We start from the raw sequence: 25,523 nt of genomic DNA on the forward strand, positions 1-25,523 counted from the left end.
AACACCCATCCATTGAGAGGAGAACCCTTGTCCGACCCCAGACGGCGCCTCAGTTTTCTCGGGCGCACGGCCCTTGCCGGCGTGGGGATGACCGCGTTGACGAAGGCGTCCGGACGCTCGGTCCTCTCGCTCGCGGTCGAGGCCTGCCGGGGCGCCGCGGACGACGCGGGCCTCGGCCTCGCCGACATCGACGGTGTGATGAGCTTCAGCTTCAACAACGACTCCGTCTCGTCGCAGGCTGTTGCCACCTCCCTTGGGCTGCCGGCGCCGCGCTACCTGGTCGACGTGAGCCTCGGGGGACAGGCACCGGCCTTCTTGATCATGCAGGCGGCCGCGGCGATCGAGTCGGGCATGGCCCGGAACGTGCTGGTCTACCGCGCGCTCAACGGTCGTAGCGGCCAGCGCGTGGGGAGCACCCGTGCTCCCGGCCTCGCGCCTGCGTTCCGCTACCCCTACGGCCTCACGGCGTACCCTCAGTTCATCGCTATGTGGGCGCGGCGCTTCCTGATCGAGACCGGCGGGTCGGAGCTCGACCTCGGTGCCGTCGCGGTGGCCCAGCGTGCCTGGGCGGTCGACAACGATCGGGCGCTGCGGCGTACGCCGCTGAGCATCGAGAAGTACCTCGAGTCGCCGATGGTGGCCGACCCGTTCCGCGCGGTCGACTGCACCACCGAGGCCGACGGCGCCTGCGCTGTCCTGGTCACATCGCGCTCGCAGGCCCTGGACCTGCGCCACGACCCGGTCGTGATCGAGGGTGCGGCGTACGGGACGGGAAAGCGGTCCGGCCTGGACGCCGGTGACGCGATGCTGTGGCCCGACCTCACCCGCAACTACACGAGCATCATCGCCGAGGAGCTGTGGAACAGCGCGGGCATGAAGGCGGGCGACGTCGATATGGCCCAGCTCTACGACTGCTTCTCCAGCAGTGTGCTGCTCGCCATGGAGGGGCTCGGGCTCGCCGGTCGTGGCGAGGCGGCTGACATGATCCGGGCCGGCCACACCCAGCCGGGTGGGCGGCTCCCGGTCAACACCAACGGCGGCCTGCTCGCCGAGGGCTATCTCCACGGCATGAACACCGTCGCCGAGGCGGTCTACCAGATGCAGGGCCGGGCCAGCGTACGCACCGTGGAGGGGGCTGAGACCTGCGTGGTCACCTCGGGCGCCCTCACCGACGGTTCCGCCCTGGTCCTCGCCCGTCAGCGCAGGGAGGCGGCATGAGCATCTCACCAGCCCAGGCACTGCTCACGGGGAGCGACCCGGACGCGGACGGCTTCTGGGCGGCCGTCGTCGACGGCGGGCTGCAGCTGCGCCGCTGCACGCGCTGCGGCACCTGCTTCGTGCTGCCGCTGCCGTCGTGCCCGGAGTGCGCCGGTGAACCCGAGCTGGTCCGCTCCGAGGGGCGCGGTTCTCTCTATACCTGGGTGGTGGTGCACCACGCCTTCGACGAGGATCTCGCGCGACAGGTGCCGTACGTCGTCGGCGCGGTCGAACTCGACGAGGGCGCCCGCATCTTCGCGCGGGTCGAGGGGATCGACCTCTCAGCGCTCGAGGCCGATGTGCGGCTGCGGGCAACGTACCCCTCGGATCCGGGCCGGCCACCCATCGTCTTCGTTCCGGAGGAGAGTGGGGTCTCGTGACCACCAAGACCGTCGGCGTCCATAGCGACGAGGCAAGGCGCAGCTACCGGGACCAGGGCCACTGGCCCCAGTACACGCTCGGCGAGCGGGTGCGGCACTGGGCCGCGGAACGACCCGACGCGATCGCCGTCGTGGACGGGGCCGACAGCCGCCGGGTGACCTACCGGCAGCTCGCCGAGGACAGTGCCCGCGTCGCCGCGTGGCTCGTCGACCGCGGTGTCCAGCCGGGTGACGGGATTTCGGTGCAGCTGCCCAACCGCTACGAGACCGTGGTCATGGACGTCGCCGCGCTGTCGGTGGGCGCCTGCCTGAACCCGCTGCTGCCGAACTACCGCCGCAACGAGCTCGAGCACTTCCTGCGCGTGTCCGAGGCCCGGGTGTTCGTCACTCCGTCGACCTACCGGCGGTTCGACCACGCGGCCCTCGCCGAGCAGCTGTGCGCCGAGCTCGGCGGCACGATCTTCCACCTCGTCGTCGACCACGATGGCCACGAGTTCGGCGGCATCCCGTTCACCGACGCGCTGGTCCACGAGCCGCTGACCAGCTTTCCTCCGTCGGAACCGGACCGGGTCAGTGAGCTGATCTTTACCTCAGGGACCGAGTCGCTGCCCAAGGCCGTGATGCACACCGAGGAGACGGTCAACCACTCCGTCGAGGCCACTATCGCGCACCTGGGCCTCGGTGTCGACGACGTCGTGTGGATGCCTTCGCCGGTGGGGCACTCGACGGGTTTCAACTTCGGCGTCCGGCTGGCGCTCGTCGCCGGCGTGACCGTCGTCCTCCAGGATGTCTGGCAGCCGGCCGAGGCAGCACGGCTGATCGAGGAGAACAGGTGCACCTACACGCTGGCCGCCTCGACGTTCCTCGCCGACCTGCTGCGTGCGGCGCGCGAGGACGGTCGTAACGTGAGTTCTATGCGCACGTTCGGGTGCGGCGGGGGACCGGTTGCGGCCGAGTTGGTCCGCGAGGCGGCCGCACAGGGCATCCACGTGCTGCGCATCTACGGCTCGACCGAGGGCCTCATCATCTCGTGGAACCAGGCGGATGCGCCGCAGGACAAGCGCGAGGAGACCGATGGTCTCCCACCGCAGCACACGGAGGTCGCCGCCTGGGACGATGAGGGCCATGAACTCCCGGCGGGCGAGGTCGGCGAGCTGATGGTCCGCGGGCCGAACGTCTGCGTCGGCTTCTTCGACGACCCCGAGCGCACCGCCGCGACCTTCACGCCGGACGGCTGGCTCCGTTCGGGCGACCTGGGCTTCGTCGACGACGACGGCTACGTGACGGTGTCGGGACGCAAGAAGGAGACGATCATTCGCGGCGGCCTCAACATCGCCCCTCGGGAGATCGAGGACCTCCTCGCCGGGATGCCGGGTGTGCGCGACGTAGCCGTGATCGGGGTGCTGGACACCCGTCTCGGGGAGATCGTCGGCGTCTGTGTCGTACCCGAGCCAGGGGAGTCGCCGACTCTCGCAGATGTCGTGGACTACCTGGCAGCCAAGGAACTCGCGAAGTACAAACTCCCGCAGTACATCCACGTGCTCTCGGAGCTGCCACGCACTCCCACCGGCAAGATCCGCAAGACGGAGCTGGCCTCATCCATCAACACCGAACGGAGCCAGTCCGCATGAACGCATCGACACCGGTCACCGTCCGCGAGGAGTGGGAGCTCGATGGCACCAAGGGCGTCCTGATCCGGCTCAACAGGGCCGACTTGCGCAACCCGCTCGACCACGACACCGTGCGCGCCCTGCTGCGCCACCTCGACGAGGCTGAGCAGGACCCGACCGTCCGGGGCTTCGTCGTGACCGGCGCGGGCCCCGCCTTCTCCGCGGGCGGCGACCTGCGCAAGTACGTCGACCTCTACGCCCGTCCCGCGCAGTTCAGCGCCTTCCTCGCAGACTTCAAGCAGCTGTGCGAGCGGCTGGAGCGTGGCCCCCTCGTCACGTGCGCCATGGTCAACGGCGCCTGCGTGGCCGGCGGCCTCGAGCTGGCGCTGGCCTGTGACTTCATCACGATCTCGGAAGAGGCGCGGATCGGCGACGGGCACCTCGGCTCCGGACAGCTGCCCGGAGCTGGTGGTAGCCAACGCCTCGGCCGGGCGATCGGCTGGCAGAAGGCCAAGGAGTGGATGCTCTCCGGACGCCTCTACTCGGCGCGTGAGGCCGAGCGCGTCGGGCTGGTCTCCCTCGTCACCGAGAGCGAGAACTTGGAGTCCATGTCGCTGGCGATGGTGGCGGCGGCGGGGCAGCACAGCCCGCTGGCCTATCACACGCTCAAGCAGCTGATCGACGTCGGCCGCCAGGCCCACCTCGACGACGGGCTCACCCGCGAGGTCGAGCTGGTGCACGAGTACGCCACCACCTCCCGTGACGCCACCGAGGGTCTCCTGGCCTTCCTGGAGAAGCGGCGGCCGAACTACGACGGCTTGGCCAGTGGGTCGGCGACGTCCGACAACGGGCTGCAGCCACGCACGCAGAAGGGCAACCGCACGCGGGCGCTGATGAAGGCGTCGGCACGCACGGTGTTTGGCCGGAGCGGCTACGGCAACGCCCGCATCTCTGACATCACGGCGCAGGCGAAGCTCTCGCAGGGCACTTTCTACCGCTACTTCACCGACAAGGACGCGGTATTGCACGAGCTGCTCGAAGACCTCCTGCGCGACGTCGTCGAGTTCGCGCGCGACAGCTGGAGCGCCTCCGACCCGGCAAGGTCGGTCCGTGTGACCACCCGCAAGTACCTCGAGTTCTACCGGGACAACGCCGACCTCTATGCACTGCTGATCGAGGTCGCGCAGACCGACCCCCGGGTGCGGCAGATGTGGGGGGACGCGCGCGACGCCTTCTACACGCGCATCGCGCGGATGATCCGGCGGTCGCAGGAGAAGGACATCGCCGGTCCGGAGCTGAACCCCGACTTCATCGCCATGCTTCTCGGCGGGATGACCGAGCAGTACGCCTATGCGTGCTTCGTCGAGGGTCGCTACGCGTCCCTTCCCATAGAGGAGGTCGTCGAGCAGATCTCCATGGTGTGGGCCGACGCGATCTTCCGCGGAGGCTCCAAGGGATCGGAGCATGCCGGTGAGTGAGGACGTGCGTCCCGTGGCGATCGTTTCCGGGGCAGCCCGGGGGATCGGCGCCTCGGTGGTCGAGCGGTTCGTGGCAGCAGGGTGGTCGGTCGTGGGCGTCGACCTCGACACGGGGGAGTCCGACGGGGCCTGGGTCGCGGGGGACGTCACCAGCGAGGACACCTGGCAGCGCGCCCTGGCTCTCGCCGAGGACCTGGGTCCGTTGCGGGTGGTTGTGAACAACGCCGGGGCGCAGGGTGTGGGTGGCCGGATCGCCGACACCGAGGTCGAGGAGTTCGATCGGGTCATCGACGTCAACGTCCGGAGCGCGTTCCTGGGCACCCGGCTGGCGTTGCGGCACGCCGTGCCAGGAGGTGCGGTCGTCAACGTGGCCTCCAACGCCGGACTTCGCGGGATCCCTAGGTTCGGCCCGTACGCCGCGGCCAAGCACGCGGTTATCGGCCTGACCAGGACGGCGGCCCTCGAAGGTGCCCGCAAGCAGCTGCGGGTGAACGCGGTGGCCCCGGGCCCGACCGACACCCGGATCATGCAGGCGGTCGCGCGCTCCTTCGACGCCGACTCCCCTGAGACCGCGATGGCGCGGATGACCAGGGCCAACCCGATGGGGCGGTTCGCCCAGGTCGAGGAGATCAGCGCGGCCATCACCTGGCTCGCGGGTCCCGACTCGGCGTACGTCAACGGCTGCGTGCTCTCGGTCGACGGCGGACTGACCGCCGCGTGACCGAGCCCAGCAGACATCGAACGAAAGGCAACAACGTGGAAGGCAACCTCTTCGACCTGGAGGGCCGCGTCGTCGTGGTCACCGGAGCCTCGAGCGGGCTCGGTGCGCACTTCGCACGCCGGCTGGCCGGGGAGGGCGCGCGTGTGGTCCTCGCAGCGCGCCGCCGTGACCGGATCGACGCGCTGGCGACTGAGCTCCCCGACGCCCTGGCCGTCGAGTGTGACGTCACCTCGGAGGACGACTGCGCCCGGCTCGTGAGGTTCGCGGTGGAGCGCTATGGCGCCATCGACGTACTCGTCAACAACGCCGGGGTCAGCAAGCCGGCGCGGGTCGCGGACGAGACCGTCGCTGACTTCCGCCACGTGGTCGAGGTCAACCTGGTCGCGACGTACTCGCTGAGCCGGCGCGTCGGCACGCTGATGGCCGAGCGTGGCCAGGGGTCGATCGTCAACATCGCCTCGGTCGTCGGGCTGGTCGGGCTCGGGCGGATGCCCCAGGCGAGCTACGCGGCCAGCAAGGCCGGCGTGGTTAACCTGACGCGCGAGCTAGCGGCGCAGTGGGCACGCAGCGGCGTACGGGTGAACGCCATCGCCCCGGGTTTCTTCCCCTCGGAGATGACCGAGGCCCTCTTCGGTGACCCGAAGGGAGAGGCGTGGGTCGCCAAGCTGACGCCGATGGGCCGCGGTGGACGTGACGGGGAGCTCGACGGTGCGCTGCTCTACCTCGCCAGCGACGCCAGCAGCTACGTGACTGGCTCCGTGCTCCCGGTCGACGGGGGCTGGACCGCGGTCTGACCGACGGCCGTCCGCCCCACGCTTTCGACAAGGAGAATTGGTGCTTCCTTCCATCTACGACGCCGACCACGAGGCATTCCGGGCTACCGTGGGCGAGTTCCTCACCCGCGAGGTCGTCCCGCACCTCGACGAGTACGCCACCGCGAAGGGCTTTCCGCGCGAGCTCTGGAAGAAGGCGGGCCGGCAGGGGCTGCTGGGGCTCGAGGTGCCGGAGGACTACGGCGGGTCCGACGCCGGCGACTACCGCTACAACGCTGTGATGTTCGAGGAGCTCTCGCGCGTCAACATGGCGCTGCCCTCATGCCTGGGCATCCACGCCGACATCGTCGCGCCGTACCTCGTGGGCCTGACCACGCCCGAGCAGCGTGAGCGCTGGCTCCCCGGCGTGTGCAGTGGCGAGCTGCTCACGGCCGTGGGCATGACCGAGCCGTCGGGCGGCTCCGACCTCGCCGCGCTGCGCACGACGGCGGTGCGCGATGGCAAGGAGTGGGTGATCAACGGGGCCAAGACCTTCATCACGAACGGCTACTCCGCCGACCTCGTGCTGGTCGCCGCCCGCACCAGCCCCGAGAAGAAGGCCCGCGGCATCACCCTGTTCGCCGTCGAGGCGACCCGGGACGGCTTCTCCCGCGGCCGCAAGCTGGACAAGGTCGGCCAGGACGAGTCCGACACGGCTGAGCTGTTCTTCGACGGAGTCCGCGTACCCGACGCGAACGTCGTAGGGGAGGTGGACCACGGCTTCATCCACATGATGAACTTCCTGCCGCAGGAGCGGCTGCAGTCGGCGATCACCAACCTCGCCCACGCCGCGCACATCCTCGACGAGACCGTGCAGTATGCGCGCGAGCGCACCGCGTTCGGTCAGTCGATCGGCAGCCTCCAGCACAACAAGTTCCTCATCGCCGACCTGGTGACCCGCGTCGAGGTGACCCAGGCCTACGTGCACCAGTGCGTTCTGGCGCACGCGCGCGGGGACCTGACGCCCATCGAGGCAGCCAAGGCCAAGTGGTGGACGGCCCAGGTGCAGAACGAGGTGCTGGACGCGTGCGTGCAGCTGTATGGCGGCTACGGGTATATGAACGAGTACCGCGTCGCCCGGGCCTGGCGCGACGCCCGCGTCACCAAGATCTGGGCTGGTTCCAACGAGATCATGAAGGAGCTGATCGGCCGTGACCTCAACCTCTGACCGTAGTGCCGTCCGCGGCGAGAGCGGTACGACGGGCAACATCACCTTCGGCTTCACCGGCCGGACGGTTGTCGTCACCGGAGCGGCGCGGGGCATCGGCTTCGAGGTCGGCCGCGCCTTCCGGGATTCGGGGGCAACGGTCTACCTCGTCGACATGGATGCAGGCGAGGTGGCAGCAGCCGCCGACGACCTCGGGGTCCGTGGACTCGCCGTGGACGTCAGCAGCACTGAGCAGGTGGAGGCTGCCGTCGAGCAGGTCGTGGCCGAGACCGGCCGTCTCGACGTGGTCGTCAACAACGCAGGCATCCTGCGCGACGCCTTGCTGTGGAAGCTGACCGACGCGGACTGGGACCAGGTCCTCGGCGTCCACGTCGGGGGCACCTACCGGTTCCTCCGGGCGGCGGTGCCGCACTTCCGGGCCCAGCAGCACGGTCGCGTCGTCAACGTCACCTCGTACACCGGCCTGCACGGCAACATGGGCCAGGCGAACTACGCGACCGCGAAGGCCGGGATCATCGGCATGACGAAGACGGCGGCCAAGGAGCTCGCCCGGTTCGGGGTCACCGTCAACGCGATCTCCCCCAACGCCGAGACCCGGATGATCGCCTCCATCCCCGAGGCCAAGCGCGCCGAGCTCACCGCAGGTATTCCGATGGGGCGCTTCGCCGACCCGTCCGAGATGTGCGCCGCGGTGCAGTTCCTGGCCTCCGACGAGGCGGGCTACATCACCGGCGTCGTCGTCCCGGTCGACGGCGGGCTGTCGATGTGACCAACGACCACAGGAGGGAATCATGCTGCAGCTGAGCTTCGAGGAGCTGGGCGAGCGGAGCGGCGTGCCACTCGGCGTCACGGATTGGATCGAGGTCTCCCAGGGCGACATCGACTCGTTCGCGCGCACCACCCGTGACACGCAGTGGATCCACGTCGACCCCGACCGTGCCGCCGAGGGGCCCTTCGGCCGCACCATCGCGCACGGCTACCTGACGCTGTCCTACGCCTCGCACTTCCTCGGGGAGTTGCTGCACGTGGACGGCACGACCAAGGTGGTCAACTACGGTGTCAATCGGGTGCGGTTCCCCGCCCCGGTGCCCTCCGGGGCCAGGCTGCGCGCCCGCGGCGAGCTGCTGGACGTCGAGTCGAAGGGGTCCGCCCGCCACGCCCGCATCTCGATGACAATCGAGATCGAGGACGGCGACCGGCCGGCCTGCGTGGCCGAGGTGCTGGTGCGCTACTCACGGGACGAAGGATGAGCGACATCGGTCAGGAGTCGCTGCCGACGGAGGGTCCAGCCGACCTGCCCGGCCTCGACCTGGGCCGGCTGTCCGGCTGGCTCGACGAGACCCTGCCCGCTGGTCGATCCGGCGAGCTCACCGCGCGACCGCTGACCGGAGGACGGTCGAACCTCACCTACCTGGTCACCGACGGCACCGACTCCTGGGTGGTACGCCGGCCACCGGTGGGCGAGGTGCTGGCGACCGCCCACGACGTCGCCCGGGAGCACCGAGTGCTCGCGGCGCTCGCTGATACGGACGTGCCGGTGCCGCGGGTGTTCGGGCTCTGTGACGACCCTGCGGTCCTCGGCGCTCCGTTCTACGTCATGGAGCACGTGGTCGGTACGACGTACCGCGACGCCTCCGACCTGGAACCGCTGCACCCCAACCGCACCCGCACGATCTCGGAGGGTCTGGTGGACACCCTCGCCCTCCTGCACTCGGTGGATGCCCGGGCCGTCGGGCTCGACACCCTCGGGCGGCCCCAGGGCTTCCTCGCCAGGCAGGTCCGCCGCTGGTGGGTGCAGCTCCAGGCGTCCGAGACCCCGGCGATCTCGCTGGCGCGCACCCTGCACCAGCGCCTGGAGGAGCGGGTGCCTGCGGACAATCTGCTGGGAATCGTGCACGGCGACTACCGCCTCGACAATGTGCTCGTGGCGCCGGACGACCGCACCACCGCAGTCATCGACTGGGAGATGGCCAGTTGCGGCGACACGATCACCGACCTGGCACTGCTCGTCGTCTACCAGCGCACCGCGAGAATCGCCGAGGGCATCGTCGTGCCCACCGCGTCGTCGGCGCCCGGGTTCCTCACCGAACAGGAGATCGTTGAGCGCTACCAGCGGTCCGCGTCACGCGACCTCGACAGGTTCGGGTTCTACCTCGGACTCGCCTCGTTCAAGCTGGCGGGCATTATCGCGGGCATCCACCAGCGCCACCTCAGCGGTCAGGTCACCGGTCCGGGTGTGGACAAGGTCGACGCGGTGATCGAGCCGCTGCTCGAGGCCGGGCTGAGCACACTTCGGGAGGACGACTGACATGCATTTCGCATACGACCGCAGGACCAAGGACCTCATCGCGCGGGTGCACGGGTTCATGGACGAGGTGGTTCAACCGGCGGAGGAGACCTTCGCCGCGGAGATGGACCAGCTCGAGGACCGCTGGGCCTGGACGCGCACCCCCGTGATCGCCCAGCTGCGCGAGGAGGCGCGCTTGCGCGGGCTCTGGAACCTCTTCCTCCCCGGGAAGTCCGGCGCCGGTCTCACCAACCTCCAGTACGCGCCGCTCGCCGAGATCAGCGGACGCAGCCTGCAGCTCGCTCCACCGGCGATGAACTGCGCAGCGCCCGACACCGGCAACATCGAGGTCCTCGAGATGTTCGGGACGCCCGACCAGAAGGAGCGGTGGCTGGAGCCGCTGCTGGCAGGGCAGATCCGGTCCGGGTTCGCCATGACCGAGCCCGACGTGGCCTCCTCGGACGCGACCAACATCACGACCCGCATCCAGCGCGACGGCGACAGCTACGTGATCAACGGACGCAAGTGGTGGACGACCGGTGCCATGAACCCCGACGCGCAGATCCTGATCGTGATGGGCAAGACCGACCCGGAGGCGGACCGTCACCGCCAACAGAGCCAGATCGTGGTCCCGCGGGACACGCCCGGTGTCGAGTTCAGGCGCGGCATGCAGGTGTTCGGCTACGAGGACCGTGAGCACGGTGGCCACGCCGAGATCGAGTTCCACGACGTACGCGTCCCCGTCGAGAACCTCATCGGCGGGGAGGGTGAAGGGTTCGCCATCGCACAGGCTCGACTCGGTCCCGGCCGCATCCACCACTGCATGCGCTCGATCGGCTTGGCCGAGCGGGCGGTGGAGCTGATGTGCGACCGGGCCAACCAGCGCGTCGCCTTCGGCAAGCCCCTGGCCCAGCAGGGCGTGATCCGCGACTGGATCGCGGAGTCACGGGTGCGCATCGAACAGCTCCGGCTGCTTGTGCTCAAGACCGCCTGGTTGATGGACACGGTCGGCAACAAGGGCGCCCACACCGAGATCCAGGCGATCAAGATCGCGACGCCGCGCACCGTCGAGTGGATCCTCGACAAGGCGATCCAGGTCCACGGTGCGGGAGGGCTCTCGCAGGACTTCCCGCTGGCGGCGTCGTACGCCAACATCAGGTCGCTCCGGTTCGCCGACGGCCCGGACGAGGCCCACAAGAACTCGCTGGCGCGCCACGAGCTCCGCAAGCGGGTCAGCGCGTAAGCCCACCACGAGTTCGATGGGCCTGGCGGAGGATGGACCGCTGCTACCTGTCCTGATCCGGCGTTGTCCACGTTTTCGGACGCGATTCGCCCGTGGACGCAGATCTACACCCTGCTTGCCGGCAAGGTCGCCGACGACGAGATCCGCGCCGCTCGGCGCCGCCGCGAAACTCGAGAACGCGACCACTCCACCGCTGGAGTTGTCTGCGGTAGCGGAAGGCCAGCTGCCTGCAGGGGCGCTTCTCAGGTTTGCAATCCTTGGACGGCCGGCCTGGTTTACCGGGTTCCCGGGTAGGTAAGTCCCTGCTGCACCGTGGCCCCGCCCCTCTTCTGACGGCGCTTGGTTGCCGAGGTACGGCAAGAGCCGGTCGCGGTGCACCGGATCCAGCCGCACCCTCGGCAAGACGGAAACGGCATAAGGCGCTCGGCGCAGCGTAGTCAAGCGGTGACGCGCAACGACTCGATGCCGACGTCGAGCGCCGCCTCCAGAGTCGAGCGCCGCCTCCAGATACGAGAGGTCGCCGGTAGCGAGCATGACGCCGACGCCGCCCTGGGTACCGGCCAGCAGGGCCGCCCTGTCGGCATCGAGCCCGGCGGCAATCTTCCCGGCGCCCTGCATGTGGCTGATGCCGGCGGCGATGTCGTCGTGCCACTGCCGGATCAACGCCGCTGTCATGGCCTGAGAACCCGGCGTAATGCGGCCACATGGGGCGTGGCAGCGAACGGGCGTTCGAGGTGATGACGCCGTCATCAACAGCGGATCGATGACCGCGCTGACCTGCGTGATGACGGCGTCATCAGAATAGTGGTAGTTTCGGTCGCGAAAAGTACCGAAGTGTTCTGAAAGCCTATTGACGTGCGACGAGCTCTGCGACGTAAGCCGCTGAACAGGGGTTTTGTAAGAGGGTCGGCTGGGGTTCAAGTCCTCCTAGGCCCACTCCCGAACATCACAGTAGGGTGGGAACCATGAAGATTCTTGTCACGGTCGGTGTCGTAGTCGCGGTTCTCATCGGAATCACCAAGCTGCGCAAGCGCGACGACGCGGACTTGTGGCACGAGGTAACCACCCGCTGAATCTCGGGTTGCCGATACACCAGGGGCCTTAGCTCAATTGGCAGAGCACTGCCTTTGCAAGGCAGGGGTTAGGGGTTCGATTCCCCTAGGCTCCACAACCAGGCGAGTGCGCGGAGAGCGCTCGCCCGTTCGGTGTTGCTGTTGCGGCTGCCGGGTTCGTTCTCGCGGGCTCGGTCCTTGCTGCTGCGGAGGCTCCGTAGTCTGTCGAGGCTGTCGCGACGAACGGGTGGCTCGACGGGTGGAGCGCCGGTCGTCCAATCTGCTCACTGGTTTGGGGAATCTGATCGGGACCGGTTCGGGGGCTGGTGGCGTAGCCGCTGCCCTGATCGCTGCGGTTCCGATAGCAGCCGTAAAACGTTGCCCTGCAGCGGGACTGGTGGGGCAACGTTTGTTCTGAGGCGGTCAGTCGGTGGACAGTGGGCCGTGGCGGTCCAGGTGCAGGTACGTGTAGCAGGTGACCAGTAGGCACACGACAGTGGCGCTGATCAGCATCGCCCAGCCTGCGACCAGCAGGCTCAGCAGCCCGCCCAGGGTCGCGCCGAGGGTGAAGGCCGAGTAGAGCAGGCAGTAGCCGAGCCAGTCGGCGTAGTCGCCGCCGCTGATGTGGCGTTCGATGCCCTGTGCCATTTTGACGAGCGTTCCGGTCACATAACTCAGCGGGACCGACACCTCGCCGTCCTTGACGAACGAGGTGTTGAGCGCCCCGACGCCAAAGGCTACGAACAGGATCGGCACGAAGTCGATGTTCGGTGTGTCGAACGATCGATCGATGATGGAGGCCGCGGCGAGGCTGGCCGTGGTGAGCAGCGTCGGGCCGTGCGCGTGCCGGGACCAGTAACGCCTGCGGCACCAGGAGGCAACCACGACGCCGGACAGGAACGAGACCAGCAGTAGGGCCGCGGAGATCGCGGTGTCGGACTCGTCGTGGAAATGCCCCAGTACCGCACGCTCGGTATTGCCTGTCATGAACGTGACGAAGTAGCCGGCGGTATGCATGAACGCCGCGGCGCCGATGAGACCGGCCAGTGCGGCGAGCACCAACGACAGCCTGGCTTCGCTGTCATAGAGCGCTTTTCTGCGATCTTCGTCCGGTTTCGGCACAGGTCGGGCTCCTTTCGAAGCGGGTATGCCACACAGTGATACCCGCTCGTCTCGCGAATCGGCGTCCGCATCGCCGCAGCGTGTGCCGGTATGTGGCCAGGCCGACAGTGCATCGGCCGCGGGTACCGTGCAGACGTGGATTCAGTGCTCGATTACCTGCTGTCCGAAGCCGTCGATCCGGCGCCGCTCGACACCATGGCGGCGGCCTGGGCCCGGCATCGGGTGGCCGCGGCGCGGTTCACCACTACCATCGATGCCTCGATCGCAGGCGGATTCGGTGCGGACCGACTGGGTTCGCGTTCCTGTCGGGTTATCAGGAGGCGTTGCGGGCGTTGCTGCCCGATCTGCCGACCGACGAACTAGTTGCGATGTCGGCGAGCGAGGCGGGCGGTGCGCATCCGTCCGCGATCCGGACGGCGCTGTCCGAGACCGGCGGTAGCGCGACGGTGCATGGCGCCAAGTCCTTTACGACGCTGGGGATCATGGCGCAGAGGCTGGTGGTGATCGCCAGCGCGGGCGGCCGCAACCTGCTGCGCGCGGCGCTTGTCGATACCTGGCAACCGGGCTTGCACGTGACGAATCTGCCTACGGTCCCTTTTGCCCCCGAAATTCCGCACGCCACAGTGACATTCGAGGATGCCGCGGCGCGAGTGCTGCCGGGGGACGGCTATACCGACTACCTCAAACCGTTCCGCACGATCGAGGACATGCATGTGCTCGCGGCGGCGCTCGGCTGGCTAGTGCGGGTTGGCCGTGAGTCAGGGTGGCCGCAGGCGGTACTGCAGCGACTGCTGGCGGCGGTGGCCACCGTGCGTGGCCTCGATATCGATCGGCCGAGCTCGCCGGGTGTCCATATCGCGCTCGGTGGCGCCTTCGAATTGCTCGAGCAGTTGTTGGCGGAGTTGGATCCGCTGTGGGAGCGCGCCGATCGGATTACGCGGGAACGTTGGGAGCGTGATCGCCGGTTGCTGGCGACTGCCCGACGGGTGCGCGCCCTGCGATTGACAGCGGCTTGGCGCGAACCGGCGCGGAGCACCGCGGCTGAGCGTGTTCGACCCTGGTCCAGAAATGGGGAGCGGGCCTCGGCGAAGGGGGGGAGTTAGCCGAGGCCCGCGTAAGGTCGGCCCGGGGGGGAGGGGCCGACGTGAAAGATCCTACGCGATGATCGGCGATTGTGTGAGCGTGGGGATCGCCACTTTCGAAGATTTTCGGGGTCGACTTACTTCCCGCAGAAGGGCCGGCGGCCGAGTCTGTTCTACGGGGTGCGAAGGCGCTTTGTACATGATCGCTTGTTGTTAGCCAAAAACGTTGTAGTACAGATAAATACGCGACGACTACCGGTCCGGATCTGGTGCTGTAACCAGAGTGAAAAACATGCCGACCGGTCGCTGTGTGGCGCGGATCGCGCGTCGTCTTCGTTTGGATTTCGCCGGTTTTGCCGCGTGTCGAATGGGCGCCCGGCATGTCGGGAGCCTGGCGTCGCGCAGCGAAATCTGTCGTACCCCGATGCGAACATGTGTTCGTGAATATCGGGACCTGCCGACAGCGCGGAACCGTCGAGTCGTCGGCTGCGTGCCGACCTGAGTGCCGGGTGCGGCCGAAGCGGGTAGTCGGCTACGCGCGATCGCGGAGGTGGATCGGCGGGACTAGTGAGCCGGTCGCATCCCGATCCGGCACCCCTGAGCACCGCCTGGGCCGGGATGCGGCCGTTTTCTTTCGTCCGGCCTGCGCGGGTGCGGCAGCGGCCCTGACAAATCGGATGAAAATGTCGCTGTGCACGGCAATACTGACTCGAGCATCGGTCAGTCACCGGTCCCGCGAAATCGGCACCGTAGGCCGCCGTCGTAGTAAATCCGACATCGAGAATTACGAACGTCAGGAGAATCATGCCCGACGCAATAGTCGCCGAGGGTCTGGTCAAACGATACGGCCGGCTGATCGCCCTCGATGGACTCGACCTAAGGGTGCCCGAGGGCACCGTCACCGCGCTGCTCGGACCCAACGGCGCAGGTAAGACCACCACGGTACGGGTGCTGACCACCTTGCTGATACCGGATGAGGGGCGCGCGACCGTCGCCGGAATAGACGTGCTGCGCAATCCGCAGGCGCTGCGCTCGCATATCGGAACGTCGGGTCAATATGCCGCCGTCGACGAATATCTCACCGGTTTCGAAAATCTCGAGATGGTGGGACGGCTGTACCACATGGGTGTACAGCGCAGTAAGGAGCGCGCCCGCGAATTGCTCGATCGGTTCCGGCTGAGCGACGCCGCCGATCGGCCCGTCAAGGGTTATTCGGGCGGTATGCGCCGCAGGCTCGACCTAGCCGGTGCGCTGGTGGCCAATCCGCCGGTGCTGTTCCTCGACGAGCCGACCACCGGCCTGGATCCGCGTGCCCGCCTGGACCTCTGGGATGTCATCGAGGAATTGGTCGCGGGCGGAACCACCTTGCTGCTCACCACGCAGTACATGGAGGAGGCCGACCGGCTTGCCGATGCCATCGCCGTGATCGATCACGGCAAGGTCATCGCCCGCGGCACCGCGGACGAACTCAAGACACTGGTCGGCGGCGACCGCATCGAACTCACCGTCGACCACGCCGACAACCTCGGGATCGCGCAGCAGGCGCTGAAGGGCCTGGCCGACGGGGAGATCCATCTGGAGCCCGGGCTGCGGCGGATCATCGTTCCGGTCAGCAACGGTTCGCAGGCGCTCGTCGACGCGATCGGTGAGCTGGCCAAGCACAATGTGCAGATCCACGATGTCGGTCTGCGTCGGCCCTCGCTCGACGATGTCTTCCTCACCCTGACCGGGCACGAAGCCGAGGAGCTCAGCAACGGTAAGAGCGGCGACCGGCTCGAAACAACGGAAGGACAGGTCCGATGACCGCGGCCACGACATTCGACAACCGAACGACGATGCCGTTGGGCGAACGACTGTCGATCGTGTTCAGCGACAGCGTGACCATCGCCAAGCGCAACGTCATCAAGATCAAGCGCGTCCCCGACGTGCTGATCTTCTCGACGCTCTCGCCGATCATGTTCGTACTGCTGTTCGCCTACATCTTCGGATCGGCGATCGAGGTACCCGGCATGTCGGGTGGCTATCGAGAGTTCCTGATCGCGGGCATCTTCGCGCAGAGCGTGGTGTTCGGAGCGACCTTCACCGGCCTCGGCCTGGCCGAGGACATGCAGAAGGGCATCATCGACCGATTCCGCTCGCTGCCGATGGCACCCTCGGCCGTGCTGGTCGGTCGGACGCTCAGCGATGTGGTGATCAACGTGGTCAGCCTGGTGGTGATGTCGCTGACCGGTCTGCTCGTGGGATGGCGGATCCGTGGATCGTTCCTCGACGCGGTGCTCGCCTATGTGTTGTTGCTGCTGTTCGCCTACGCGGTGTCGTGGATCATGGCCGTCGTCGGCCTGCTCGTGCGGGCGCCGGAGGTGTTCAACAACGCCAGCTTCATGGTGATCTTCCCGCTGACCTTCCTTGCCAACACCTTTGTGCCGCTGGAGAACCTGCCCATGGTGCTGCGCGTGTTCGCCGAATGGAATCCGGTGTCCGCGGTGACTCAGGCGACCCGCGAGTTGTTCGGCAACACCAGCTCGATGGCGCCGAAATCGGATGCCTGGTCGATGCAGCATCCAGTGGTGACGACGCTTGGCTGGGTGGCGATCATCCTGCTGGTGTTCATTCCGCTGGCGCTGCGTCAGTACAAGCGGACCGTGAGCCGCTGAGCTGGGCCGTTGATCCGAATTGTCGGTCAGTGACCGTTTTCCGCGCCGGCCTCCGCCAACGGGGTCGGCGCGGAACCATTGCGGGAGTAACCGATTCGCGGCGGGGCCGCAGCCGGCTCCGGGGCCTGCGGCCGCTTGCTGCGTACCACCCAGGCCACGCCACCCGCCAGCGCGACGAAGATCGCGGCAATGAGCCGGTTACGAGTAGGTGCGGATACGTGAAGGCGCCCCAAGGTCATTCGACCACTCTGGCACATACCAGCGCGTCGCGCAGTAGGTGCAGTTCAGGGTCCCGCTCGGCCCGGTTCCCGGTCGGGCGTGGCACGATGGGCGACGTGACCACACCGAATCAGACCGCCGTGGCGACGCTGCACACCAACCACGGTGACATCAGGATCTCGCTCTTCGGTAACCACGCCCCGAAGACGGTGCGGAACTTCGTCGGCCTGGCCGACGGCACTGCCGAGTACACGACCGCGAACGCGAGCGGCGGGACCTCGGGACCGTTCTACGACGGCGCGGTCTTCCACCGGGTGATCGACGGGTTCATGATCCAGGGTGGTGACCCGACCGGCACCGGGCGGGGTGGCCCCGGTTACGAATTCGGCGACGAGTTCCACCCGGAGCTGCGCTTCGACCGCGGCTACCTGTTGGCGATGGCCAACGCGGGACCGGGCACCAACGGCTCGCAGTTCTTCATCACCGTCGGCCCGCAGCCGCATCTCAACCGCAAACACACGATCTTCGGCGAGGTCGTCGATCCGGATTCGCGCAAGGTCGTCGATTCCATCGCGACCGCGGCGGCCGATCGCAACGACCGCCCGAAGGAAGCGGTCGTCATCTCCACGATCAGCATCGAGTAGTGCGATGAATGCCAAGCCGCCCGCACCCACGTGCGTCCGCCACCCCGCACGTCCGACGGGCCTGGCCTGCACGCGTTGCGGGCGGCCTGCGTGCCCCGAGTGCCTGCGGCCCGCCGCCGTCGGCCAGCATTGTGTCGACTGTCTGCGCCAGGAGCAGCGTGAGGTGCCGCCGGTGCGCACCGTCGCTGGTGCGCAATCAGCCAAAACGCCGATGCCGTATGTCACCTACGCGCTGATCGCGGTGAACGTGCTCGTCTTCGCGATCACCGCAGCCCAGTCGCGCAGCCTGGTGGACAACTACAACGGCTCGGTGCTGTTCCGGCGCTGGGTGCTGGTTCCGCATTTCGTCGCCAATGGCGACTGGGTGCGGGTGATCGGCTCCGGGTTCCTGCACTACGGCCCGATTCATTTGCTGCTCAATATGTTCGCGCTGTATGTGGTCGGCCGTGATGCCGAACTGGTGCTCGGACGGCTGCGCTATCTTGCGGTCTATCTGGTCTCGCTACTCGCTGGTTCCGCCGCGGTGATGGTCTTTGCCCAGAACAGTGCTACCGCGGGCGCGTCCGCGGCGGTGTATGGCCTATTCGGTGCGATCACGGTGATCTTGATTCGGTTGCGGCAGAACCCCAATCAGATGTTGATCCTGATCGGCATCAACATCTTCATCAGCTTCTCGCTGCCCGGCATCTCTCTGTGGGGGCATCTTGGCGGTCTGACCGCGGGCACGCTGGCCACTCTCGGCATCCTGTTCCTCCCGGCCTGGCTGCGCGCGAAAACCCGAGAAACCGCGGGCATCATCGGCTGGGTGGCCCTCGCCGTGCTCGCCATCGCCGCGGTCTCGGTGACCGGCGCCGCAGCGGTATCTCTCGGGGCCTGACCGGCACAGGCATCGAAGTCGGCTTGCTTCACGTGAAACGTAGCTCGCCCCGATCGGTGCCGTCAGTCGGCCGGGAGCTCGGCCAGCCCGTGTGCTACCAGCGCCTCGAAGACATCGTGCGGGTTGGCGCCGAGGTCCCAACGGCCGAAGATCAACAGGCGTTCGTCACCGTTGTGCCGGACGTCGATTTCCAGCATGGGCGTCTTGCGTCCGAGGCGGCGATAGCCGAGCACCCGGGCGCGCAGTATCTGGTCGCGGCGATACTCCGTCGGGCCGACCAGACTGCGCACCACGAGGCGTGGTTCCGGGTCGGAGGTGATCGACAGCCGCGGTCGCTGTCGGAAGCCGAGCACCGCGAGGAACAGCAGACCGGCGGCCGCCACGCCGATTAGCAGGCGGCTCGCGGCATCATTGGCGAGGATCGCGGCGCACGCCAAGATCAGCCCGCCGCCGGTGACCGCGATGAGTGCTGGGGTCGGCGTGGTCCAGGCAATGCGGGGATCGGGAATCCGGGACTGGGGATTCTCGGGATTCACGTGCCACTCGCCCCAATCGTTGCTCGAGTTGTCCACAGGGTCATCCACAGGTGTGAATGAATGACACGTCTGTAGTCCGGGGTTTGGCAGTACGAAAGCTCAGCGCCACCGCATGGTCATGATCAGGCCGACGACCATGAGGCCGAAGCCGATCAGGAAGTTCCAGGCACCGAGGTTGGCCATCCAGCCGATCTTGTCGTTTGCCAGGTAGTAGACGAGCAGCCACACCAGCCCGGCGAGCATGAAGCCGAGCATGATGACTACATACCAGACCGGCGACGGCCCGGCCTTCACCTTCACCGGCGTCCGGCTGGCGGGATTGATCGTATAGTCGGTCTTCTTACGGACCTTCGACTTGGGCATGACGTCCTCGTGTTCGGCGTGCAGGTCGGGACCGGCGGGACAGCGTCGGTTGAGTTGTGCCGAACGCCACTCGCCGCGGTGTCCGATCCGGGATCAGCCGAGACCGGTCCGGGCGAGGCTCGAGTCCCCTCCGGTGTGCCTCTAGGCTATCTCAACTGGTAATGGATGCGACGCGCTGCCATGCAGCCACGTAATCTCGACCTCATGCGTGTACTCGTCGTCGACAATTACGACAGCTTCGTGTTCAACCTGGTGCAGTACCTCGGCCAGCTTGGCCCCGAGGCCGTGGTCTGGCGCAACGATGACCCACAACTGGCCGATGTGGACGCCGTGGCCGCCGAATTCGACGGCATCCTGATCAGTCCGGGGCCTGGCTCCCCGGATCGTGCGGGTGCCAGCATCGACCTGGTGAAAGCCTGCGCCCGCCAGCGCACCCCGTTGCTCGGCGTATGCCTTGGCCATCAGGCGATCGGTGAGGCGTTCGGCGCCACCGTCACCAGGGCGCCGGAGTTGTTGCACGGCAAGACCAGCTCGGTGTTCCACATCGGCGCGGGCGTGCTTGCCGGATTGCCCAACCCCTTCACCGCGACGCGGTACCACTCACTCACAGTGCTCGAGGACACCCTTCCCGACGAGATCGAGGTGATCGGCCGCACCGAGAGCGGGATCGTGATGGCCGTGCGGCACCGGACGCTGCCGATCCACGGCGTGCAGTTCCATCCCGAATCGGTGCTGACCCAGGGCGGGCATCGGATGCTGGCGAACTGGCTCGAGGTCTGCGGCAAGCGTCCGGCCGAGGGATTGGTGGAGATGCTCGAGGCGGAGGTCGTGGCACTGGTGACACAGTGACGCGTCCGTATGTCCTGCTTTCGGTAGCGGTGAGCCTCGACGGATATATCGACGCCACGGGACCAGAACGCTTGATGCTGTCTGATGCGGCGGACTTCGACCGGGTGGACCAGGTGCGCGCGGAATCCGATGCGATCCTGATCGGCGCCGAAACGCTGCGCCGCGACAATCCACGCCTTTTGGTCGACAGTCCCGACCGGCGGGCCGAAAGGGTCGCCGGGGCGGGTAAACCGGAATATCCGCTGAAGGTCACTGTCACCGCGAGCGGTGAGCTGGACCCCGACCTGAAGTTCTGGCACCATGGCGGCGATAAGCTCGTCTACACCACCGACAGCGGCGCCGCGCACCTCGGTGCCCGCTTGGCCGGACTGGCCGAGGTGGTCAGCCTCGGCAGCGAGGTCGACCTCGTCGCAGTGCTCGACGACCTCGGCCGCCGCGGCATCGCCCGCCTGATGGTGGAGGGCGGTACCCACATGCACACTGCCTTCATGGCGGCGGACCTGGCAGACGAAGTGCACGTGGCCGTCGCCCCGATCCTGGTCGGCGACGCCGCGGCCCCGCGGTTCCTCAACCCGGCCAGCTATCCCGGCGGTACGCAGCGTCGGATGCATCTGGCCGATCTCATTCGAATCGGCGATATCGCCCTGCTCATCTACCTGCCGAAAGCAACCACCGATACGGCACAGGACGGCGCTGATGGCCGGTAAGGACACCGACCGCGAATTCATGCGTAGGGCAATAGAACTGGCGCTGATGTGTCCGACAAGCGCGACCGCCTTCTCCGTCGGTGCTGTCATCGCGGTCGACGGCGTTGAGATTTCGTGCGGCTACTCCAGGGAGACCGATGAGAAGGTCCATGCCGAGGAGTCCGCGCTGAACAAGCTCGATGCGGAGGATCCCCGCCTGGTGCGGGCGACGATCTACAGCACCCTCGAGCCCTGTTCGCAGCGCGCCACCCCGACGCGGCCGCCGTGCACCGACCGGATCCTGGCAGCGGGGATTCCGCGCGTCGTCGTCGCGTGGCGGGAACCCACGACCTTCGTTAGCAACTGCGTCGGTGTGGAAAAGCTACGGCAGCACGGCGTCGAGGTGGTCGAGCTGTCCGACCTGGCCGAGGCGGCCATGTCGACGAATCGGCATCTGGATCTGTCTTAACCGGCGCTCAGGGCCTGCCGTAGAGCGCCGTCACGAATTCGCCGAGCTGGTTGTCGTCGAGGTGGCGGGCCAGGTCTGCCTCGCTGATCATGCCGACCAGACGCTTGGCGTCGATCACCGGCATCCGCTTGATCCGATGGCTTTCCATTTCGTCGAGCACCTCGTCGATATCGGCGTCGGCGTCGACCCAGCGCGGCGTCGATTCGCAGAGGTCCTCGGCGGGGGTGGTGGCCGGGGGCCGGCCCTGGGCAATGCACTTCACCACGATGTCGCGATCGGTGATGATCCCGCACATACGCTCGTTGTCATCGGCGATAACCAGGGATCCGACTCCGAGTTCGGCCATCACGCGGGCGGCCTTGCCGACGGTCTCGTCCTTGGAGATCCACTGGGCACCGGGCTTCATGATGTCCCTGGCAGTGGTCATGGGGCTACCTCCTCGTACTCAGCTAGCAGGTGGATGGAGCAGCTGGGTGGGATGAAAGCAGCCTCATTCTCGCCCGGATAACACCGACCGGTCTGTGTTTTCGGGTTATCCGGGCGAGTTGAGCGTCTTTGATCTCAGGGCGGGCCGAGCACGCCGGTACTGATCGTGACCGCCCCGGTTTTCGCGATCGAGGAGCCGACGGAGGGTTGCTGGCTGAGGATCCGGCCGACATTGCCCGCGTCGAACGTGCCCTGAGTAGCCTGGGTAATCTGACTCGCGGTGCCGGTCCAGCCGTTCTGACGCAACCTTTCCAGCGCCTGGTTGGGGGTCAGGCCGATGAGGCTCGGCATGCTGATCTGATCACCGGTGGAGACATTCACGGTCACCGTCGAACCCTTGTCGGCGGTAGTGCCGCCGGCCGGGCTGGTTGAGATCACCTCGCCCTTGGGCTTCGAGGACGGCGTGTCCTGAATGACGACCTTGAAGCCGATGCCTTCGATATTCGGCTGAGCGACGTCGATCGTCTGCCCGATGACGTTGGGCACTCGTACCGCTTCCGGGCCCGTGCCAACGGTGATCGTGACGAGCGAGTCCACGTCGATTTTCGCCCCTGGTGACGGGTTCTGTTCGGTGACCGTGTCCTTCTCGGCGCTGCTCGACGCTTTGCGTTGCACATCGGGACTCACTTGCAGCCCTATGGAATTGAGCTTCTGCTCTGCCTGCTGCTGACTGAGCCCGGCCAACCGCGGCACCACCACCTGCGCCGGGCCGGTTGACACCTGCATGGTGATGGTGCTGCCCTTGTCGACCCGTGACCCGCCGAGCGGCTGGGTGGCGATGACATTGCCGATGGCGACCTTGTTGTCCGGCTTCTGCTGGCTGGCCACCGTGAAGCCGAGATTCTGCAGCGCGTCCTGCGCCTGCTGCGCCGACTTGTTCGACAGATCTGGCACCGCAATCTGATCCGGTTTGCTTCCCGGCCCGAGCAGCACCCAGAACAGCGCGAATGCCACCGCCACCGCGGCGGCGGCGCCGATCGCGATGTAGATGTTGCGGCGCGGGTTTGGGGGTTCGGCGGGTTCCTGTTCGGCGGTGTCGTCGTTGCGTTCGACGGTGCGGAACGTGCGCGGCGCGGGTTCGTTGGCGCCGAGGATGGTGGTGCGGTCCTCGTCGGTCATCACCATCGGCGCGCTGGGCTTCTGGCCGCCGAGCACCCGAATCAGATCGGCGCGCATTTCGGCCGCGGTCTGGTACCGGTTAGCCGGATTCTTGCTCATCGCCTTGAGGATGACCGAGTCGAGTTCGCGGGGCACCCCGGAATGCACATGCGAGGGCAGCCGCGGATCTTCCCGGACATGCTGGTAGGCCACAGCGACCGGTGAATCACCGGTGAAAGGCGGTTCGCCGGTAAGGATTTCGAACAGCACGCAGCCGACGGAGTAGACGTCGGAGCGAGCGTCGACGGTCTCGCCGCGTGCCTGCTCGGGCGAAAGGTATTGCGCGGTACCGATAACGGCCGCGGTCTGGGTCATCGGGTTGGAGCTGTCGGCGATCGCGCGCGCGATGCCGAAGTCCATCACCTTCACCGCGCCGGCGCGGTTGATCATGATGTTCGCAGGCTTCATGTCCCGGTGCACGATCCCGGCCTTGTGGCTGAAATCCAGCGCGGCACAGACATCGGCGACGACCTCCATCGCTCTGCGCGGCGCCATCGGGCCCTTGCTGCGCACTATATCGCGCAGCGTGTCGCCATCGACGTACTCCATCACGATGTAGGGCAGCGGGCCGCCGTCCACCTCGGCCTCACCGGTGTCGTACACCGCGACGATCGCCGGATGGTTCAGCGCGGCCGCGTTCTGCGCCTCGCGCTTGAAACGCAGATAGAAGGTGGGGTCGCGCGCCAGGTCGGCGCGCAGCACCTTGATCGCCACGTCACGGCTCAACCGCAGATCGCGCGCCTTGTGGACCTCGGACATGCCGCCGAACCCGATGATCTCGCCCAGCTCGTAGCGGGAGGAGAGATTCTTCGGGGTCGTCATGGCTGTCCTTGCGAAAGAGGGGCTGCGCCGGGGGTGAACGAGGGACCTCGGGCACCGGGACCATCCGGAAATGGTAGGTCGAACGTCGGGATGCGCGCGCGGCCGGTGGTGGTCGGCACCGTCGTCCTCGGCGGCCTGGTGTTACTCGGCGTCGTCGTGCTCGACGGAGTCGTCGTCGGCGGTTCGGTTGTGGTGGTCGGTGGTTCGGTTGTGGTGGTCGGTGGTTCGGTGGTCGCCACCGGCGGCGGGGGAACCGGCCTCGGCGTCGTGGTGGTGACCACCGGAGTCGGTGGCAGCAGCACGGTGGTCGGCGCCACTGTCGAGGTGGCCGGCGGTTTGACCGTGTCCGGATTGGTATTGCCACCGAACAGCAGCCAGAGGACGGCGCCGACGAGCAGTAGCGCGCCCACGCCGAGAACGGCCAGCCACTTCTGAGTTGTGGTGAACCGCTTGCCATCACCGGGCGGCGGGTTGGCGCGGTTGGCGTTGGTGCTCATGACGGTCGCGGGTGCGGCCCCCGCGCCGAGAGCTCCGCCAGCGGGGGTGGAGTACCGGACCGTCGGGCCATCGTCGTAACTGTGCTGTCCGGATGGCAGCATCACCGTCGGACCCGGCGGTAGCACCCGGGTGGCACCCGCCGTCATTGGTCCGCCGCCCGAAGCGGCGCTGCTCGGTGGCGGTGGCCTGCGCCCGGCGCGGACCGCGGCAACGGCGTCGGCGAACTCGCCGCCGCGTGCATAGCGGCGCCCCGGTTCCTTGCCCATCGTGATTTCGATGAGTTCGCGCACGTTGGCGGGCAGATCCGCGGGCATCGGCGGCGGGGCCTCGCGCACATGCTTCATCGCGACGGTGATCGCGCCGTCGCCGGTGAACGGCCGCTGCCCGGCGAGGGCCTCGTAGCCGACCACGCCGAGGGAGTACACGTCACTGGCCGCGGTGGCGTCCTCGCCGACCGCCTGCTCCGGCGCGATGTACTGGGCCGTGCCCATTACCATGCCGGTCTTGGTCACAGCAGAAGCGTCGACCGCCTTGGCGATGCCGAAGTCGGTGATCTTCACTTGGCCGGTCGGCGTCACCAGGATGTTGCCCGGCTTCACGTCGCGGTGCACCACGCCGGCCTGGTGCGCGACCTCCAGCGCGCGACCGGTTTGCTCGAGCAGGTCCAGACCCTGGACGACCGAGAGTCGGCCGAGGCGGTTCAGCACCGTATTGAGAGGCTCACCCTGGACCAGTTCCATTACCAGGTAGGCGGTTTCGCCACCGCTGGGATCCAGGGTCTCGCCGTAGTCGTAAATCCCGGCGATACCAGGGTGATTCAGCTGCGCGGTCGTCTTCGCCTCGGTGCGGAACCGGTGCCGGAAGGTGGGGTCGGCGGAGAACTCCGACTTGAGCACCTTGACCGCGACCCTGCGGTCGAGCCGGGTGTCGAGCGCCTCCCAGACCTGACCCATGCCGCCCGTGGCGATCAGGCGTTGTAGGCGGTACCGGTCGGCGATCATCGCGCCGTTGTTCAGCATCGGGGTCCCCGTACATTCACTCGCACGTTCA

Annotated in this window: 27 protein-coding genes, 1 tRNA gene and 1 pseudogene; 21 read left to right on the plus strand and 8 right to left on the minus strand. The window is 67.4% G+C overall.

Annotated features, from left to right (window positions below):
- Window positions 1–27 precede the first annotated feature (27 nt).
- Genes ACV7NQ_RS16410 through ACV7NQ_RS16460 form a run of 11 tightly spaced genes read left to right on the plus strand, consistent with a single transcriptional unit; the run spans window position 28 to window position 10,956 of the window.
- Window positions 28–1,218: a thiolase C-terminal domain-containing protein gene (locus tag ACV7NQ_RS16410; protein WP_463360461.1), complete on the plus strand. Its 1,191-nt coding sequence runs from the start codon at window positions 28–30 to the stop codon at window positions 1,216–1,218.
- A complete protein-coding gene (locus tag ACV7NQ_RS16415) occupies window positions 1,215–1,637 on the plus strand; it encodes a Zn-ribbon domain-containing OB-fold protein (protein WP_463360462.1) in 423 nt (140 codons plus the stop codon). Before ACV7NQ_RS16410 ends, ACV7NQ_RS16415 begins: the two co-directional genes overlap by 4 nt.
- Complete coding sequence (locus ACV7NQ_RS16420; protein WP_463360463.1) at window positions 1,634–3,268, plus strand: AMP-binding protein; 1,635 nt, start codon at window positions 1,634–1,636, stop codon at window positions 3,266–3,268. Before ACV7NQ_RS16415 ends, ACV7NQ_RS16420 begins: the two co-directional genes overlap by 4 nt.
- Complete coding sequence (locus tag ACV7NQ_RS16425) at window positions 3,265–4,725, plus strand: enoyl-CoA hydratase-related protein (RefSeq protein WP_463360464.1); 1,461 nt, start codon at window positions 3,265–3,267, stop codon at window positions 4,723–4,725. Before ACV7NQ_RS16420 ends, ACV7NQ_RS16425 begins: the two co-directional genes overlap by 4 nt.
- A complete protein-coding gene (locus ACV7NQ_RS16430; protein ID WP_463360465.1) occupies window positions 4,712–5,446 on the plus strand; it encodes an SDR family NAD(P)-dependent oxidoreductase in 735 nt (244 codons plus the stop codon). Before ACV7NQ_RS16425 ends, ACV7NQ_RS16430 begins: the two co-directional genes overlap by 14 nt.
- Window positions 5,443–6,240, plus strand: a complete 798-nt coding sequence (locus ACV7NQ_RS16435; RefSeq protein ID WP_463360466.1) for an SDR family NAD(P)-dependent oxidoreductase — start codon at window positions 5,443–5,445, stop codon at window positions 6,238–6,240. The genes ACV7NQ_RS16430 and ACV7NQ_RS16435 overlap by 4 nt, the downstream gene beginning before the upstream one ends.
- 40 nt (window positions 6,241–6,280) lie before the next feature.
- Window positions 6,281–7,426, plus strand: a complete 1,146-nt coding sequence (locus ACV7NQ_RS16440) for an acyl-CoA dehydrogenase family protein (protein WP_463360467.1) — start codon at window positions 6,281–6,283, stop codon at window positions 7,424–7,426.
- On the plus strand, window positions 7,410–8,195 hold the full coding sequence (locus ACV7NQ_RS16445; protein WP_463360468.1) for an SDR family oxidoreductase: 786 nt from the start codon (window positions 7,410–7,412) through the stop codon (window positions 8,193–8,195). The genes ACV7NQ_RS16440 and ACV7NQ_RS16445 overlap by 17 nt, the downstream gene beginning before the upstream one ends.
- Window positions 8,196–8,217: 22 nt before the next feature.
- A complete protein-coding gene (locus ACV7NQ_RS16450) occupies window positions 8,218–8,676 on the plus strand; it encodes a MaoC family dehydratase (protein ID WP_463360469.1) in 459 nt (152 codons plus the stop codon).
- Window positions 8,673–9,734 (plus strand): phosphotransferase family protein, encoded by a 1,062-nt coding sequence (locus ACV7NQ_RS16455; protein WP_463360470.1) that lies wholly within the window; start codon window positions 8,673–8,675, stop codon window positions 9,732–9,734. Before ACV7NQ_RS16450 ends, ACV7NQ_RS16455 begins: the two co-directional genes overlap by 4 nt.
- 1 nt (window position 9,735) lies before the next feature.
- Window positions 9,736–10,956, plus strand: coding sequence for an acyl-CoA dehydrogenase family protein (locus tag ACV7NQ_RS16460; RefSeq protein ID WP_463360471.1), 1,221 nt, complete (start codon window positions 9,736–9,738; stop codon window positions 10,954–10,956).
- 462 nt (window positions 10,957–11,418) lie between these two features.
- On the opposite strand, the pseudogene ACV7NQ_RS16465 reads toward ACV7NQ_RS16460, so the two are convergent.
- Window positions 11,419–11,658: pseudogene (locus tag ACV7NQ_RS16465) on the minus strand (TetR/AcrR family transcriptional regulator); the annotation flags it as partial.
- Window positions 11,659–11,921: 263 nt separating this feature from the next.
- On the opposite strand from ACV7NQ_RS16465, the gene ACV7NQ_RS16470 reads away from it, so the two are divergent.
- Both ACV7NQ_RS16470 and ACV7NQ_RS16475 read left to right on the plus strand, forming a co-directional pair.
- Window positions 11,922–12,029, plus strand: a complete 108-nt coding sequence (locus ACV7NQ_RS16470) for a DLW-39 family protein (RefSeq protein ID WP_463360472.1) — start codon at window positions 11,922–11,924, stop codon at window positions 12,027–12,029.
- 22 nt (window positions 12,030–12,051) lie between these two features.
- Window positions 12,052–12,124, plus strand: a tRNA-Ala gene (locus ACV7NQ_RS16475).
- 307 nt (window positions 12,125–12,431) lie between these two features.
- Here the strand turns inward: ACV7NQ_RS16475 and ACV7NQ_RS16480 are convergent.
- Window positions 12,432–13,130: a YoaK family protein gene (locus ACV7NQ_RS16480; protein WP_463360473.1), complete on the minus strand. Its 699-nt coding sequence runs from the start codon at window positions 13,128–13,130 to the stop codon at window positions 12,432–12,434.
- 323 nt (window positions 13,131–13,453) lie between these two features.
- Between ACV7NQ_RS16480 and ACV7NQ_RS16485 the strand changes: the two genes are divergently transcribed.
- From ACV7NQ_RS16485 to ACV7NQ_RS16495, 3 genes are all read left to right on the plus strand, one after another.
- The gene (locus ACV7NQ_RS16485; RefSeq protein ID WP_463360474.1) at window positions 13,454–14,233 is read left to right on the plus strand and encodes an acyl-CoA dehydrogenase middle domain-containing protein; all 780 of its coding nucleotides are present in this window, start codon (window positions 13,454–13,456) and stop codon (window positions 14,231–14,233) included.
- A 783-nt stretch (window positions 14,234–15,016) separates the two neighbouring features.
- On the plus strand, window positions 15,017–16,015 hold the full coding sequence (locus tag ACV7NQ_RS16490) for an ATP-binding cassette domain-containing protein (RefSeq protein WP_463360475.1): 999 nt from the start codon (window positions 15,017–15,019) through the stop codon (window positions 16,013–16,015).
- Window positions 16,012–16,866 (plus strand): ABC transporter permease, encoded by an 855-nt coding sequence (locus ACV7NQ_RS16495; RefSeq protein ID WP_463360476.1) that lies wholly within the window; start codon window positions 16,012–16,014, stop codon window positions 16,864–16,866. Before ACV7NQ_RS16490 ends, ACV7NQ_RS16495 begins: the two co-directional genes overlap by 4 nt.
- Window positions 16,867–16,892: 26 nt before the next feature.
- Here the strand turns inward: ACV7NQ_RS16495 and ACV7NQ_RS16500 are convergent, their stop codons facing one another.
- Window positions 16,893–17,105, minus strand: coding sequence for a hypothetical protein (locus ACV7NQ_RS16500; protein ID WP_463360477.1), 213 nt, complete (start codon window positions 17,103–17,105; stop codon window positions 16,893–16,895).
- 96 nt (window positions 17,106–17,201) lie between these two features.
- On the opposite strand from ACV7NQ_RS16500, the gene ACV7NQ_RS16505 reads away from it, so the two are divergent.
- Both ACV7NQ_RS16505 and ACV7NQ_RS16510 read left to right on the plus strand, forming a co-directional pair.
- Entirely contained in the window at window positions 17,202–17,729 is a 528-nt protein-coding gene (locus tag ACV7NQ_RS16505; RefSeq protein ID WP_463360478.1) for a peptidylprolyl isomerase, read from the plus strand.
- Window positions 17,730–17,733: 4 nt separating this feature from the next.
- Complete coding sequence (locus tag ACV7NQ_RS16510) at window positions 17,734–18,606, plus strand: rhomboid family intramembrane serine protease (RefSeq protein ID WP_463360479.1); 873 nt, start codon at window positions 17,734–17,736, stop codon at window positions 18,604–18,606.
- 62 nt (window positions 18,607–18,668) lie between these two features.
- On the opposite strand, the gene ACV7NQ_RS16515 is transcribed toward ACV7NQ_RS16510, so the two are convergent.
- Both ACV7NQ_RS16515 and crgA read right to left on the minus strand, forming a co-directional pair.
- A complete protein-coding gene (locus ACV7NQ_RS16515) occupies window positions 18,669–19,178 on the minus strand; it encodes a PH domain-containing protein (RefSeq protein ID WP_463360480.1) in 510 nt (169 codons plus the stop codon).
- Window positions 19,179–19,241: 63 nt separating this feature from the next.
- Window positions 19,242–19,505, minus strand: coding sequence for a cell division protein CrgA (gene crgA, locus ACV7NQ_RS16520; protein WP_463360481.1), 264 nt, complete (start codon window positions 19,503–19,505; stop codon window positions 19,242–19,244).
- A 204-nt stretch (window positions 19,506–19,709) separates the two neighbouring features.
- Between crgA and ACV7NQ_RS16525 the strand changes: the two genes are divergently transcribed.
- The 3 genes from ACV7NQ_RS16525 to ACV7NQ_RS16535 are packed head-to-tail and all read left to right on the plus strand — an operon-like array spanning window position 19,710 to window position 21,509.
- On the plus strand, window positions 19,710–20,354 hold the full coding sequence (locus ACV7NQ_RS16525; RefSeq protein ID WP_463365698.1) for an aminodeoxychorismate/anthranilate synthase component II: 645 nt from the start codon (window positions 19,710–19,712) through the stop codon (window positions 20,352–20,354).
- Entirely contained in the window at window positions 20,351–21,061 is a 711-nt protein-coding gene (locus ACV7NQ_RS16530) for a RibD family protein (protein WP_463360482.1), read from the plus strand. The genes ACV7NQ_RS16525 and ACV7NQ_RS16530 overlap by 4 nt, the downstream gene beginning before the upstream one ends.
- Window positions 21,051–21,509 carry a deaminase gene (locus tag ACV7NQ_RS16535; RefSeq protein ID WP_463360483.1) on the plus strand — a complete coding sequence of 153 codons (459 nt, stop codon included), beginning with the start codon at window positions 21,051–21,053 and terminating at the stop codon, window positions 21,507–21,509. The genes ACV7NQ_RS16530 and ACV7NQ_RS16535 overlap by 11 nt, the downstream gene beginning before the upstream one ends.
- A 7-nt stretch (window positions 21,510–21,516) precedes the next feature.
- Here ACV7NQ_RS16535 and ACV7NQ_RS16540 read toward each other — a convergent pair whose 3' ends face one another.
- The 3 genes from ACV7NQ_RS16540 to ACV7NQ_RS16550 all read right to left on the minus strand — a co-directional run bounded on the left by ACV7NQ_RS16540 (window position 21,517) and on the right by ACV7NQ_RS16550 (window position 25,492).
- Window positions 21,517–21,936, minus strand: coding sequence for a CBS domain-containing protein (locus ACV7NQ_RS16540; RefSeq protein ID WP_463360484.1), 420 nt, complete (start codon window positions 21,934–21,936; stop codon window positions 21,517–21,519).
- A 134-nt stretch (window positions 21,937–22,070) separates the two neighbouring features.
- Complete coding sequence (gene pknB / locus ACV7NQ_RS16545; protein WP_463360485.1) at window positions 22,071–23,975, minus strand: Stk1 family PASTA domain-containing Ser/Thr kinase; 1,905 nt, start codon at window positions 23,973–23,975, stop codon at window positions 22,071–22,073.
- Entirely contained in the window at window positions 23,972–25,492 is a 1,521-nt protein-coding gene (locus ACV7NQ_RS16550) for a protein kinase domain-containing protein (RefSeq protein ID WP_463360486.1), read from the minus strand. The genes pknB and ACV7NQ_RS16550 overlap by 4 nt, the downstream gene beginning before the upstream one ends.
- Window positions 25,493–25,523 lie beyond the last annotated feature (31 nt).

The sequence above is a fragment of the Nocardia sp. Tas62D01 genome, from assembly GCF_055232035.1.

What these genes read in the sequence shown, in the direction of transcription:
- ACV7NQ_RS16415 (WP_463360462.1), top strand. Translation starts at nt 1,215, where the DNA reads ATGAGCATCTCACCAGCCCAGGCACTGCTCACGGGGAGCGACCCGGAC.
- ACV7NQ_RS16425 (WP_463360464.1), top strand. Translation starts at nt 3,265, where the DNA reads ATGAACGCATCGACACCGGTCACCGTCCGCGAGGAGTGGGAGCTCGAT.
- ACV7NQ_RS16430 (WP_463360465.1), top strand. Translation starts at nt 4,712, where the DNA reads ATGCCGGTGAGTGAGGACGTGCGTCCCGTGGCGATCGTTTCCGGGGCA.
- ACV7NQ_RS16450 (WP_463360469.1), top strand. Translation starts at nt 8,218, where the DNA reads ATGCTGCAGCTGAGCTTCGAGGAGCTGGGCGAGCGGAGCGGCGTGCCA.
- ACV7NQ_RS16455 (WP_463360470.1), top strand. Translation starts at nt 8,673, where the DNA reads ATGAGCGACATCGGTCAGGAGTCGCTGCCGACGGAGGGTCCAGCCGAC.
- ACV7NQ_RS16460 (WP_463360471.1), top strand. Translation starts at nt 9,736, where the DNA reads ATGCATTTCGCATACGACCGCAGGACCAAGGACCTCATCGCGCGGGTG.
- ACV7NQ_RS16470 (WP_463360472.1), top strand. Translation starts at nt 11,922, where the DNA reads ATGAAGATTCTTGTCACGGTCGGTGTCGTAGTCGCGGTTCTCATCGGA.
- ACV7NQ_RS16490 (WP_463360475.1), top strand. Translation starts at nt 15,017, where the DNA reads ATGCCCGACGCAATAGTCGCCGAGGGTCTGGTCAAACGATACGGCCGG.
- ACV7NQ_RS16495 (WP_463360476.1), top strand. Translation starts at nt 16,012, where the DNA reads ATGACCGCGGCCACGACATTCGACAACCGAACGACGATGCCGTTGGGC.
- ACV7NQ_RS16500 (WP_463360477.1), bottom strand. Translation starts at nt 17,105, where the DNA reads ATGACCTTGGGGCGCCTTCACGTATCCGCACCTACTCGTAACCGGCTC.
- ACV7NQ_RS16510 (WP_463360479.1), top strand. Translation starts at nt 17,734, where the DNA reads ATGAATGCCAAGCCGCCCGCACCCACGTGCGTCCGCCACCCCGCACGT.
- crgA (WP_463360481.1), bottom strand. Translation starts at nt 19,505, where the DNA reads ATGCCCAAGTCGAAGGTCCGTAAGAAGACCGACTATACGATCAATCCC.
- ACV7NQ_RS16525 (WP_463365698.1), top strand. Translation starts at nt 19,710, where the DNA reads ATGCGTGTACTCGTCGTCGACAATTACGACAGCTTCGTGTTCAACCTG.
- ACV7NQ_RS16535 (WP_463360483.1), top strand. Translation starts at nt 21,051, where the DNA reads ATGGCCGGTAAGGACACCGACCGCGAATTCATGCGTAGGGCAATAGAA.
- ACV7NQ_RS16540 (WP_463360484.1), bottom strand. Translation starts at nt 21,936, where the DNA reads ATGACCACTGCCAGGGACATCATGAAGCCCGGTGCCCAGTGGATCTCC.
- pknB (WP_463360485.1), bottom strand. Translation starts at nt 23,975, where the DNA reads ATGACGACCCCGAAGAATCTCTCCTCCCGCTACGAGCTGGGCGAGATC.
- ACV7NQ_RS16550 (WP_463360486.1), bottom strand. Translation starts at nt 25,492, where the DNA reads ATGCTGAACAACGGCGCGATGATCGCCGACCGGTACCGCCTACAACGC.